This window comes from Lysinibacillus sp. RS10, assembly GCF_041956855.1.
GTDB lineage: Bacteria > Bacillota > Bacilli > Bacillales_A > Planococcaceae > Lysinibacillus > Lysinibacillus xylanilyticus_A.
On the sequence record NZ_CP167122.1, the window covers coordinates 3649332 to 3661867 of the forward strand.

13 protein-coding genes are annotated in these 12536 nt (G+C 38.4%); all 13 read right to left on the reverse strand.

What is annotated here, in order from left to right; all coding sequences use genetic code 11:
• Positions 1 to 115 precede the first annotated feature (115 nt).
• Entirely contained in the window at positions 116 to 775 is a 660-nt protein-coding gene (gene cotE / locus ACB089_RS18660) for an outer spore coat protein CotE (protein ID WP_374963400.1), read from the reverse strand.
• A gap of 322 nt (positions 776 to 1097) precedes the next feature.
• Positions 1098 to 1535: a RicAFT regulatory complex protein RicA family protein gene (locus tag ACB089_RS18665; protein ID WP_285394548.1), complete on the reverse strand. Its 438-nt coding sequence runs from the start codon at positions 1533 to 1535 to the stop codon at positions 1098 to 1100.
• Positions 1536 to 3080 carry a tRNA (N6-isopentenyl adenosine(37)-C2)-methylthiotransferase MiaB gene (gene miaB, locus ACB089_RS18670; RefSeq protein WP_374963402.1) on the reverse strand — a complete coding sequence of 515 codons (1545 nt, stop codon included), beginning with the start codon at positions 3078 to 3080 and terminating at the stop codon, positions 1536 to 1538.
• A 226-nt stretch (positions 3081 to 3306) separates the two neighbouring features.
• Positions 3307 to 4554, reverse strand: coding sequence for an ATP-grasp domain-containing protein (locus tag ACB089_RS18675; RefSeq protein WP_374967594.1), 1248 nt, complete (start codon positions 4552 to 4554; stop codon positions 3307 to 3309).
• Between the two features lie 165 nt (positions 4555 to 4719).
• Positions 4720 to 5727, reverse strand: a complete 1008-nt coding sequence (locus ACB089_RS18680; protein WP_374963404.1) for a histidinol phosphate phosphatase domain-containing protein — start codon at positions 5725 to 5727, stop codon at positions 4720 to 4722.
• On the reverse strand, positions 5724 to 6509 hold the full coding sequence (locus ACB089_RS18685; RefSeq protein ID WP_374963405.1) for a DeoR/GlpR family DNA-binding transcription regulator: 786 nt from the start codon (positions 6507 to 6509) through the stop codon (positions 5724 to 5726). The genes ACB089_RS18680 and ACB089_RS18685 overlap by 4 nt, the downstream gene beginning before the upstream one ends.
• On the reverse strand, positions 6506 to 7507 hold the full coding sequence (locus ACB089_RS18690) for an ABC transporter ATP-binding protein (protein ID WP_374963407.1): 1002 nt from the start codon (positions 7505 to 7507) through the stop codon (positions 6506 to 6508). The genes ACB089_RS18685 and ACB089_RS18690 overlap by 4 nt, the downstream gene beginning before the upstream one ends.
• Positions 7504 to 8289: an ABC transporter permease gene (locus ACB089_RS18695; protein ID WP_374963409.1), complete on the reverse strand. Its 786-nt coding sequence runs from the start codon at positions 8287 to 8289 to the stop codon at positions 7504 to 7506. Before ACB089_RS18695 ends, ACB089_RS18690 begins: the two co-directional genes overlap by 4 nt.
• Positions 8289 to 9131 carry an ABC transporter permease gene (locus tag ACB089_RS18700; RefSeq protein WP_374963411.1) on the reverse strand — a complete coding sequence of 281 codons (843 nt, stop codon included), beginning with the start codon at positions 9129 to 9131 and terminating at the stop codon, positions 8289 to 8291. Before ACB089_RS18700 ends, ACB089_RS18695 begins: the two co-directional genes overlap by 1 nt.
• Positions 9132 to 9255: 124 nt before the next feature.
• Positions 9256 to 9498: a hypothetical protein gene (locus ACB089_RS18705; protein ID WP_374963413.1), complete on the reverse strand. Its 243-nt coding sequence runs from the start codon at positions 9496 to 9498 to the stop codon at positions 9256 to 9258.
• A 101-nt stretch (positions 9499 to 9599) separates the two neighbouring features.
• Positions 9600 to 10436 (reverse strand): alkaline phosphatase family protein, encoded by an 837-nt coding sequence (locus ACB089_RS18710; RefSeq protein ID WP_374963415.1) that lies wholly within the window; start codon positions 10434 to 10436, stop codon positions 9600 to 9602.
• Positions 10426 to 11514 (reverse strand): ABC transporter substrate-binding protein, encoded by a 1089-nt coding sequence (locus ACB089_RS18715; protein WP_068983073.1) that lies wholly within the window; start codon positions 11512 to 11514, stop codon positions 10426 to 10428. Before ACB089_RS18715 ends, ACB089_RS18710 begins: the two co-directional genes overlap by 11 nt.
• Positions 11515 to 11749: 235 nt before the next feature.
• Complete coding sequence (locus ACB089_RS18720) at positions 11750 to 12127, reverse strand: ELKS/Rab6-interacting/CAST family protein (RefSeq protein ID WP_223552643.1); 378 nt, start codon at positions 12125 to 12127, stop codon at positions 11750 to 11752.
• Positions 12128 to 12536 lie beyond the last annotated feature (409 nt).

The following is a 12536-nucleotide window of genomic DNA, read 5'->3' on the forward strand; positions in this document are numbered from 1 at the left end:
TCGCTCTTGCCATATAGATATTTTTATTATAACAAAAGATACATGCGAAACGCTTCATTCACCTTTTTTAAGATGTTAGCGTTTCGCATGTATGAAAGAAATATGGCTTTTAGTATTATCTTGATTTTTCACCAGGAAACGATGAGGACTCTAAAACAAACCTTCCTTCTCCGCTAGAACTAGACGATGAGCTTGAACTAGAGCTTGAGCTAGATGAAGACGAAGATGAGCTCTCATCTTTAAAGTTCCATTCCTCTTCGAAATCTAGTGGATGTACACTAATGCAAATCGTCGTTTCACCCATTACCTCTACAACGACTTCGCGTTCTACTACAATTTCAAATTTCGTGCCGCATGGAGAAATGATTGCCTCTATGCAGTTTGGTTCTTGAACTACACGCACTCGAACTTCATCACTAACACTCACTTCGCCATCTCTAAATTGGAGCTTCACTTTGTCTTTATAGTGAACCGTTTCAGAAAACACTGCTGTTTTCGAATGATTACTATAGGCATACCAGACATTGACATCAAATTTCCCTGATACTTCTACAAATTTACCGACTTTTTTTGCGGAGCAAGTATGATTGATGACCCAGCAACCCAGAATACTCGTCGGTTTATTTGATGGACATAATGTTACACGTTCTTCCGTTCTCTTCTTCCCTTTGGCAACTACTGCTTTCGTCACGATTTGTCGTAAACGTTTCAGCGCAATTCCTCCTTCGACTCTTTTCACTCCATCATATGCAGGTAGCGCCCATTGGGTGAACATATATTTTTATAGAATTAAATTGCGTCCGGATTTTGAATTGTGCCAGCACAATTCATTCCTTTTAAAATCCGTGACATCCGCCAGAGGCTTTAACTTCATATTACGTTGTCTAAATCACGATAACTTCCACAAGTATTCACCTTAATCAAACGGAATAGACTCATAACAGTGACGACTCGGAAAGCGCCCAGCTGGAACGGAAATCAACCCCTCGTTTTGCCGAAGAGCCATGCTTTATTTAATTTCATTGACACAATAGTTTTTTCAGCAATAGGAAAAGCCCGAATGAAATCATTCATTCGAGCTATTTCTTCTATTATTTTTATGAACAACTGCCTGGCGTTGTATTGGCTACGTACGAGCCAGTTTCTCCACGTAGTACATCGCCACCTGTTGAGCGAACAATCTCATTTGTGACATTGTTAGCAATCGTATTCGAAACTAATTGCAACAAATCATTTACATCACCTTGAGATTCTTTAAATTGTTGTACTACTGGAATTGCGTTGATTTCTTCTTCGATTTTAGCAATTTTGTCTTCAATCAATTTCAGCGCTTTTTCTTTTCCTAAGTGTTGGAAGTTTACAGCTTGCTTTTGTAGGCTTTTTAGACTTGCAATACGCTCACGTACTTGTTGGTTTTCATTAATTTGTGCTTCTGCCTTTTTGAAAAATTCAACTTCTGGCGTATTGGCAATCATATGCGCAATTTCGTGTGACTTCTTGATTAGATCTTCTTTTGTATATAATACTTGTGTCATTTACGCTTCCACCTTTTCATTTTTTACTACTTCTACGAATTCACCACTCAATGAATATGAAGTAGCTTCAACTATTTTCACCTTCACTAATTGACCAATTAGATCTGCTGGGGCTTTAAAATTTACAAGTCGATTTTTACGAGTATAGCCAGCTAACACATCATCGCGTCTTTTACTTGTACCTTCGACTAAAACTTCTACAATTTCACCCTTCAAGCTCTCTAATGCTTTGCGAGAGTATTCCCCTACAACCTCATTTAATCGTAGAAGACGTTCTTTTTTCACTTCTTCAGGTACATTATCGACCATTTTGGCAGCAGGTGTACCCTCACGAGGAGAGTAAATATAAGTAAAGGCCATTTCAAAGCCTACTTCACGGTACAAGGCTAATGTCTCTTCAAATTGCTCCTCTGTTTCATTTGGATAGCCAACAATAATATCAGTCGTTAGTGTTACTTCAGGAATTGCCGCTTTAATTTTTGCTACTAGTCCAAGGAAATGTTCACGTGTATATTTACGTGCCATAATTTTCAACACTTCATTTGAACCAGATTGTACTGGTAAGTGAATATGCTCTACTAAGTTACCACGTTTTGCAAGGACTTCGATTAAATGATCATCGAAGTCGCGTGGATGACTCGTAGTAAAGCGAATACGCGGGATATCAATTTTTCGTAATTCGTCCATTAAATCACCAAGTCGGTAATCAATATCCTCGAAATCCTTACCGTAAGCGTTGACATTTTGTCCAAGTAGCATAATTTCTTTATAGCCAGAAGCTGCTAGTTCACGAACTTCAGCAATGATTTCTTCCGGACGGCGACTACGCTCCTTACCACGCGTATAAGGTACGATACAATACGTACAGAACTTATCACAGCCGTACATAATATTTACCCAAGCTTTGATAGAGCCAAGACGTTTTTTCGGCAGATTCTCAATTACATCGCCTTCTTTAGACCAAACCTCAATGACCATTTCCTTTGACATATATGCTTCTTTCAAAATGTTTGGTAGACGGTGAATATTGTGTGTACCAAACACCATATCGACATGAGGATAGCTTCTTAAAATTTTATTTACAACGGATTCTTCCTGTGACATACAGCCACAAACCCCAATAAGCATTTCTGGATTTTTACGTTTATATTTCAGCAGGAAACCAAGTTCTCCAAATACTTTATTTTCTGCATTTTCACGGATGGCACACGTATTCAGTAGCACTACGTCAGCCTCATCGATCACATCTGTAGGCGTATAACCAAGCTGCATAAAGATCCCAGCCATTACTTCTGTATCATGCTCATTCATTTGGCAACCATAGGTACGAATATAAAATGTACGTCCTATGCCCATACCTGCAAACTCTGCTGCAATGTTAAAGTCTTTACGGTACTTAACTTCTTCTTTCCCACGTTTTTTAGCATCTTTTAATGAAGGTGCCGTAAAGACCGTTTCAAAATATTTACTATAATCCTTTTCAGGCTTGTCTTCTTTTTTTGGTTGATTGACTTGTTGATTAGCTAAACGTTGTTCCTCATTCATCGCAATCAGGTAACTCCTTTCAAACGAATTCCATACACTTGAATTCCATTTTACTATTATACTTAATAATTGCTACATCCTACAAGGTTTGCGTACTAAATGTCGTGGTTTAGACTTAATTACTCTTAGCTATCCTCACTTTCTAAATTTCAGTGTTTCCCCCCAAAAAAACAGGGAACCTTTGATAGGATTCTGTATCAAAGGTTTCCCTGCACTTAGCTCGACCTTATTTGTAGTACTTTTTATATTTTAGATTCAAATAAAAATTATATAGTTTCAGCTTTGACCATCGCTTTACGTTCATATCTTCTTTAAAATATAGGGCATTCGAATATTTGCCCTGTTTTATTAATCGCTTGGCTTCTATTTTCAATTTTTCATTTTTCAAACCTTTAAACAACACACTTTTTGGAATAAGTGACCACAAATGCTTAGTCTGAACATACGTTAGCTCTTGACTTGCATTGAATATATAATCATCAGCGACATACTGCATTAAATTATGACCACTCGCTGTCACATAATAGCTAGAAGCACCCGATCGTAAGTTCATTTCAAATATTTTATATTCCCCGTCACGGACATCTAATTTCATGTCAATGTTCGCATACCCAACATATCCAATATCTTCTAAAAAATAACGGATATTGTCCATTAGCTGTTCGTCGAAATCCGTCATAATCGCCAGAGAAGTTCCAATATTTTGTGGCGAGGGATCTTCGAGAAGCTTGTTACCTAAACACATCAATTTAACCCTCTTATCCTTCCCTACGTAAACATCTAATACACGAATATAAGAATCATCACCTGGAATAAATTCTTGAAGAATTAAAGAATCTTTGTATGTAGAACGATAAATACTGCGAATAATCTGCTGCTTCTCTTCTTCATTTTTTGCAAGAAATACTTTTTTCTTCTCAGGGAAGGAACAACTTGTATATTCGACAGAATTCGATGGTTTAATAATTATCGGATAATCAAATGGAACATCACTTATTGCATGTTCCTTTGTCACTACCACCGTTTTTGGATATTTAATATTATATAAATCACAACACTTATAAAACTCTTCCTTTGTTCGAATCCGCTTCATTAAATCTTCATCTATATAAGGCAAAATAAAATATTGCTGTAGCGTCTGTTTATTGGTAATGATAAGCTCCGCATAGTAACAATCACCTACAAGTAAGATCAGTTTCTTATTTTTGAACTGCTTCGCGACGTCTATTAAAGCTTGTACAAAATAGTCTGGTTCATCTAATCGGTCCACATATTGAAAGTCGATGATTTGACTATTTTGAGTTGCTATTCCTCGTGACCCACCTAGCAAGAGTGTTCGAATGCCTTTTGTTTTCAATGCGGGTTCTAATACAAGACTTTTTATACGATACGCTTCGTAAAAGGAGCGGGCTACTCCATATGCATTTTGGCCAGATTGTATGATAACTGGCAAAAAGGTTTGATCTATTGTTATTGACAAATTTACTCGCCTCTCATTTATAAATGAATTTAATCATTTGTATGCAATTTGTCTTGTACTTATGTAACTAAGAGTAAATAAAGGCACTGAAACAAAAATGAATTTCTTAAGAAACCTCATTTTTGTTTCAGTGCCTTTCTATTTATGAACTACAGTGTGCTAAATCTGAATTAATTTTTTCTTACGTTGTTCAAAGCCTACAATCGATTGTACACCAAAGCTTTTAAGTAATTCTGCATTGACAAATGTATACTTGCCTAAATCGTCTGGGAAATGTGCATCTGAGGAAATTGTAAAGGCTACACCATGGTCAATTAAAATTTGCAAGAAACGAGGTCCTGGGCACATTTCCTTTACTGGATAGCGATAATATAAGCCGGCATTTATTTCAGTGGCAGTTTGTGTTGTGATAAGTGCCTTTGCAATTTTTTCATACCAAGAGTCAAGAAAAACCGTATCCTTCACTTGATAGTCAAATACTTTAAAGTTGTCCAAATGTGCCACAAAATCAAACATATTGGAGAGGATCATTTTTTCTACTGTGGCAAAAAAACGCGTATAGTTCTGCTGTAATGTAGCTGTATTCATACCCTCAAATATGTATTGTGTTTGAGGGTTATCAAAGCCCCAGCCTTCCACAAAATGGACAGATCCGATGACATAATCCCATTGGTATGCTGCTAATAATGATGCTAATTCTTCCTCACCACCGACAAAATAATCCGCCTCAATGCCAAGCTTTAAGGAAATACCATGACAACTCCACTTTGCCTTTGCTCGATTAATAGCTGACACAAAATCATCCATGCTTTCCGTCATCACACGATCAAGCCAGTAACGCTGCACTTTACCAACTTCATTATCACCCAACTGCATATAACGCTCAAAATATGTTCGCGTCTCCTTAAAACGATATAGATGGTCGACAATGCCAACCTCGCGCAAACCAAGCTGTTTAGCCTGTTGTAGATATAAATCTAACCATTCCTCACTATAGCAGCCACTTTGTAATCGCTTTGCCAACTGCTGTATTTGCAACTCCACAAATGCTTTAGAACCTTGTGCTGCCGCTTCATCTTCATTAAAAAATCGAATAGCTTGAGAAGTACGCTCTAGCCAACGAAATGAATATGGACCTTCTTCTAAATGTACATGATAATCAATCATCCGCTCTTCCCTCCATTACATACCGTCCACTTTTCCTCGTATGCTTGCCACTCTACTGGGCAAGTGATATCACAAAGAATTTCTGAGCACTCCTCGATGTGACATATTTGATAAAAGGACTTACCATTTATTTTAGTTGCATCCGCTAATAAAAAGTTCATCTTGCTACGGTCAAGCATTTTTTTAGAAATTAACGATTCATCCAAATCGTAATCGTATACGATACCATCACAAATACCGCCACATGATATAAATGCTTTATCAAAATTCATATTCCCTAATACCTCCAAAGTCATAGCTCCTGCTACTGAGGATTGCCTTGGATTCGTCGTTCCTCCGAGTAAAATTACCTTCCCCGTCATTCGTCGCTCTTCAATAGCCAAATTAAATTGTACTGCAGCAGCTATGGAATTCGTTACGACCGTTATATCATCGACTGCCAGTAAAAAATCTGCGATATGCACCGTCGTTGTACCGGTATCAACGGCAATTGTATCCCCATCACATATACGTCTAGCTGCCAAACGAGCTATATTGCATTTTGCCTCTTTTTGCATTTGCAGCTTGCGCAAAAATACTGGTTCATTTCTAACGTGTGTATACTTGACAGCTCCTCCGTGTACTCTCGTTAATAAATGCTGCTGCTCTAGCTCATCAAAATCTCTGCGAATCGTTTCAGGTGCCACTTGTAATTCTTCCGCAATATTGGCAACAATAATTTTCTCATCAACCTCTAATTGCTTTAAAATAAACTCAAATCGTTCAATTTTTGCATACGTCATGATAATGCAATCACATCTTCTCTTGCCACATAGCACGTATATTTTTTGCCCAGCTCAAACGAATATCCTCGTTGATGCAGCTGTTCCATTGTAAAGAAACATTCACCCTCAAACGTTGTTCGAATAACATTGCCGCTCATTAACGACTGCTTCGCCTTTCCAGTAAAACAAACATCTCCCGGTTTCTGATCGAGATGAATGGCTTCTGGTCGAATTGCAAATTTTGAGCATTCTTTTGGTAACGTCTCACCAATCATATTCTCAAGAGCTGGACGCGTAAAAACATTGTAATGTCCGATAAAATTAGCGATAAATTCACTTTCAGGGCTTGTATAAATCGCAGTAGGGGTTCCACATTGCGCAATCATCCCATTGTTCATTACAAATATTCTGTCAGAAACAGCCATCGCTTCCTCTTGATCATGCGTTACTAACATCATCGTTATGCCTAGCTTTTGTTGAATGGCTCGTAAATCAGCCTGTAATTTTTTACGAATTTGGGCATCTAGTGCACTGAGTGGTTCATCTAGCAACAACACCTTTGGTCGGACAATTAAAGCACGAGCAAGGGCAACACGCTGCTGTTGACCGCCAGACAATTCTTTCGGATAAGCGTTTGCTTTTTCAGATAAGTGGACAAGCGCAAGCATTTCTTGAACACGCTGGTCAACTTCAGCAGTATTTACTTTTTGCATGCGTAAACCAAAGGCTACATTTTCCTTCACCGTCATATTTGGGAATAATGCATATGATTGAAATACCATGCCAACTTGGCGATCCTTTGGGTGAATACCCATCATATCCTTGCCTTCAATGACAATTTGGCCAGCCGATGCATCTGTTAATCCTGCTACAATACGTAAAATAGTACTCTTACCACACCCACTAGGACCTAAAAGAGTTATAAATTCACCTTTTTCAATCTTCATATCTATATTTGTCAAAACTGTTGATTGTCCATATTTTTTATGAAGTCCTTCAATAACAAGATAACTCATAGATTTGTAGCACCTTTCGATCGTTTCATTAATTTTGCAATCACGAACGTTAATAAGCCCATAAGAACGATATAAATAAAGACAACTGCACTGGCAATATGTCCACTTGTACTAAGTTTTTTCATTAAATAAATTTGTACCGTTTCAAAGCGAGAACCCACAACTAGATTAATCAGTACAAACTCTCCAAAAAGTACGGAAAACGATAATAATGCACCTGCAAATAAGCCTGGGTAAACAGTAGGTAACAATATTTTGCTAAATGCCTGCAATTTCGATGCTCCAAGTAATTGCGCTGCATCTAAAAGCTGCCGAGCATCTACATTGCGTAAACTATTGCGTGTCCCTTGGTAAATGTACGGAAGGATACCGATGACATAGGCCCCTAAAACGACTAAAATCATTGGCACATCAAATTGGCTATAAACACGAATGAGTCCGACTGCTAAAATAATTCCCGGAAATGAATACACCATAACAACTGCAATCTGAATCCATTTTTCGTATTTTGGAAAATACAACACGATGACGAAAATGGCTGGTACGATCACGAGCAATGCAATTATTACAGCCCCACTCGACAATAAAACAGAGCGTCCAAACGCCTGTATAAATTCTGCATCCTGAAATAAGGTAGCAAGCCATTTAAATGTCAATCCTTCTGGCAAAATGGTCTTATTCCAATTCGTCGCAAAGGCATAAAGCATTGTTGCACCAACTGGCAATACCAAATACACTACTAACAGGAGGAAGAATAAATCAGCAAAACCTCTTTTTTTCACTATAACTTCCTCCTTGTTTTTGAAATACTCCATTCACTTAACAGCATTGCCGTCACCATCGTTACTGCTAATATCACTGCAATCGCACTTGCCAGCTCTGGCTGGGCAAAAATATCTCCCTGAATAAGAGAACCAATACGAATGGCGACTAAATTGTAACTACTATTCGTTAGCGCATAGGCTGAGGCATACGCTCCCATTGCATTGGCAAACAATACACTAAATGTTCCAACTATCCCGGGAAGCATAACAGGAACACCAATCTTCACCCAAAACTGCCATGTAGACGCTCCAAGCAGTGCCGCCGCTTCCTTCCATTGTTGCTGAATTCCATCATAAATTGGGTATAAAAGCATTAGCGCTAACGGTAGCTGAAAATAAATATAAATAAGTAACAAGCCACCCCAGCTATAAAGAGAAAATGACGATAATGCGTCGATCCCCCATTGATCGAATAGCAAGGTAAAGAGTCCGCTATTTCCGAGTAATACAATAAAGGCAAATGCTAATGGAATTCCTGAAAAATTTGATGTTAAGTTTGTTAATATTAGAATCTTCTCACGTACTGGCTCAGAAAATCTCATAATCGCATAAACCGCAAATAAAGTAACGATTAAGGCAATTACTGCTGAAATGACAGACAGTGTAATACTATTTTTAAAGCCTTGTAAAATGTAATCATTCGTTAGTACAGATTGATAGTGTGCAAGTGTAAATCCATCACTATTTTGAAAGCTTGTTATTAGCATATACAGTAACGGTACTAAAAAAAATAACAAGACAAGTACTAGGAACGGAGAAAGCCAGGCAACTGTTTGCCGCTTCGATATCAAAACAATCACTTCTTTCTATAGTTAATAGCGGCTATTTAGATTAATCATTTTTATTAATTAGAAGGCTCATCATCATAACGTGGGGTTGATTTCCGTTCCGGCTGGGCGCTTTGTAGCTGACGCTTCGCTTTCGCTACAGATAAAACATTTGCCGCTGACGCTTCGCTTTCGCGCAGATAAAACATTGTAGCTGACGCTTTGCTTTCGCTACAGATAAAACATTTGCCGCTGACGCTTCGCTTTCGCGCAGATAAAACATTGTTGCTGTCGCTTCGCTTTCGCGCAGATAAAACATTGTTGCTGACGCTTCGCTTTCGCGCAGAGCAGAGCATCCTGGGGGCGTCAGATGAGCCGCTAATCCCCAGAAGTCGCCCATAGTTGATAAAAACTGAAATTGTTCCGATAAAATGTGATTTTGTTCCGATAAATGCTAAAATTGTTCCGATATATCTTCAAAGTCTGAATAAATAATTAAAATTAAGCCCTTTTTAAAGATTGCATCCCCTCTAATAACAGGGGCACCATTTCATCAGAAGGTTCGATATTCAATAAATGACAGCACAGCGGAGCAATTTGTAACTGTGATACAATTTCATCCTTAATGCCTGCTTTAACGCGATTTGAAATAACAAACATTGGTACATGACGATCCTCAGCTGTTGTTCCTCCATGATTACCATCACTCGTCATCCCATGATCAGCTGTCACGATCACCTCATAACCCTGTGCAAGGCATTTTGGAATAAATAATGATAATAAGGCGTCGACTGCTAAAACTCGATTACGATACTGTGCTGAGTCAGCTGTAAATTTATGACCATCATCATCTACATTCATCGGATGAATATACAAGAAATCTGGTTGCTTTTGATCCATTAGCCATGCAGATTCAGCAAATAAATGACTGTCTGGGTAGTGATCCTCAAAATAGAACAAGCCATTCTCAATCGGCAACTGCGTATCTAATTGTAGCCTGTCCTCCATATGCACAAATGGAGCACGATTGTATAGCTCACTTACCCAATAATAGGCAGCTGCCGCTGTAGACAGACCGTTTTCTTTCGCTAAATGAAATAAACTATTTTGCGTGGACAAACGTACGGTCATATTGCTCGTCACGCCATGTACAATAGGTGGTGTCCCCGTTAAAATCGTTTCATATAAAGGTCTTGATAAAGATGGGACCTCCGAACAAACCTTATAACGTGCTGCAAGATTGCGTTCAACTAAATGGTGCATAAATCCCATATGGGTACAAGCTGTATCAAAACGAAGAGCATCTACGACAATTAAGACAACTTTATTATTTTGCATGAATCAATACCTGCTCCTGATATAGTTGTGGAATTTGTTTTGTAGTTTCTTCCCATTTCTTCTGATCTTTTACTGGCTGTGCGTTTTTGTACATTTCTGCAGGTAATAATAGCTCCTTAACATCTTGAGACAATTGAACCTTGTCACGAATTGGACGGGCATAACCTTTCGCTAAATTTTCTTGACCTGCATCAGATAAAATATACTCTCGAGCTAACATGGCTGCATGAGGATTTTTTGCGTATTTATTAATGATCGTTGCATATCCTGATGTGACAGAGCCTTCTGATGGAATGACAACATCAAAACGTTTCTCATCGATTTGGTGACGATAGCCAAGCGCATTAAAATCCCATAAGATGGCTACGTCAATTTCACCCTTTTCTAAATTCGCTACAGATGGATCACCTTGTAAACGCCCTTGCTTTGCTAAGTCTGCGAAAAAGTCTATTCCTGGTTGGATATTTGATTCGTCGCCACCAAATGCCATAGCAGCTGCTAAAATAGCAAACTGTGCTTGGTTTGCTGTAAGTGCATCACCAATGCTGACAGTGTAATCTCCGTTTTTAATATCCTCCCAAGATTTTGGAGCGTTTTTGACGTTGTTTTTATCAGTTAAAAAGGCAATCGTACCTGTATAACCTACAACCCAATGCCCTTCATCATCCTTTGCCCAGTCAGGTATTTCATCCCAATAAGATGTTTTGTAAGGTAATGTTAAACCTTTGTCCTTAGCAATCGGACCAAAGGCAATTCCTACGTCGCCAATATCTGCAGTCGCATCGTCCTTTTCTGCCTCAAACTTTGCTAGCTCCTCGGCACTCGACATATCGGTATCCTTATGCTTCAGGCTATATTCCGTACCAAGTTCTTCCCAAGTCTCCACCCAGTTTGCCCACGTGTCTGGCATACCGACAGAATTTACAGTGCCTTCTTCTTTTGCTTTTTTCGTAATTTCTTCAAGCGTTAAATCACTGTTTACCTCCTTGGAACTAGACGAACTGTCAGAACAAGCTGCCAACATCGAAATTGCTAATGCACCGATTAGACCTTTCTTCCACAACTTTTGAATTGCCATGAGTTGGAACCTCCATTTGTTTTTGTTTATTTTTATTTGCTTACAACAGTTATGTTATAAAACAAACATTAAGCAAGTATGGAGGATTTTAAAATATTCAGTAAAAATTATTTAGGAATTATTGATTTAATGGGGAAATTGTAAAGATATTCATTTATTTGAGGGGAAGATAAAAAGGATCTAGTTAGGTATGCGCACGTTTGTGTAGTATTTCAAGACGTGCACACACTCTAGATTATTCAGAAAAACCAAGAAAATCTGCATATGTATGCGGCTCGTTCTCCTTTAAAATTGTTAAAAATGTAAATGCAAGCTGCACAACCGACCACCATCTCATATTGTAGGACATCTCAAAGCGAGCAGGCTCTAATGTAAAAACATCCTGAAAAATATCAAGCGGGTCAATTTTTTCATCTTTTAAAATGGATAAGAAACCTAGAAATAATGTATGATCTTTCACTTCAATTATCTTTTCATCAACAAGTGCATCAATTTTTTCTGGTTGTTGAAAATTACATTGTGTCGCAACGTACCTTTCTAAATCCTGCGCACGTTGCCTTTCCTCACGCTCTCTTTTCTTTGCGACAAAATCAATGACGTTATCCACGTGCATCGCCTCTTCTTTTTTCTTTTATTGTAGCATTTTTTACAATAATATTGCCCGGACAGGCTCCCCCCTTTTTTCCTTTCTGCCAAAACAAAAAAAGAATGATAGTAGCAAATTTGCCAAAATCATTCTTTTCTCAAGATATTTTATCAGTAGTGTTAACCAACCATTTTTATAAAGCTCATACCATAACGTGAGGTTGATTTCCGTTCCGGCTGGGCGCTTTCCTGGGGGCGTCCGATGAGCCGCTTCACTCACTATGCTCGCTCCAGGGTCTCATCTGTGACGCTAATCCCCAAGGAGTCGCCCAGCCTCCACTCCAATCAACACATAAACATGGAATACGTGTCATATTCAACTTTTGGTGAATGAACTTCATTAGATGGCACAAATTTCCTTCGATAAATAATATACC

Coding starts and splice junctions, on each gene's coding strand:
- cotE (WP_374963400.1), bottom strand. CDS start 775: ATGTTCACCCAATGGGCGCTACCTGCATATGATGGAGTGAAAAGAGTC.
- ACB089_RS18665 (WP_285394548.1), bottom strand. CDS start 1,535: ATGACACAAGTATTATATACAAAAGAAGATCTAATCAAGAAGTCACAC.
- miaB (WP_374963402.1), bottom strand. CDS start 3,080: ATGAATGAGGAACAACGTTTAGCTAATCAACAAGTCAATCAACCAAAA.
- ACB089_RS18680 (WP_374963404.1), bottom strand. CDS start 5,727: ATGATTGATTATCATGTACATTTAGAAGAAGGTCCATATTCATTTCGT.
- ACB089_RS18685 (WP_374963405.1), bottom strand. CDS start 6,509: ATGACGTATGCAAAAATTGAACGATTTGAGTTTATTTTAAAGCAATTA.
- ACB089_RS18690 (WP_374963407.1), bottom strand. CDS start 7,507: ATGAGTTATCTTGTTATTGAAGGACTTCATAAAAAATATGGACAATCA.
- ACB089_RS18705 (WP_374963413.1), bottom strand. CDS start 9,498: ATGGGCGACTTCTGGGGATTAGCGGCTCATCTGACGCCCCCAGGATGC.
- ACB089_RS18710 (WP_374963415.1), bottom strand. CDS start 10,436: ATGCAAAATAATAAAGTTGTCTTAATTGTCGTAGATGCTCTTCGTTTT.
- ACB089_RS18715 (WP_068983073.1), bottom strand. CDS start 11,514: ATGGCAATTCAAAAGTTGTGGAAGAAAGGTCTAATCGGTGCATTAGCA.
- ACB089_RS18720 (WP_223552643.1), bottom strand. CDS start 12,127: ATGCACGTGGATAACGTCATTGATTTTGTCGCAAAGAAAAGAGAGCGT.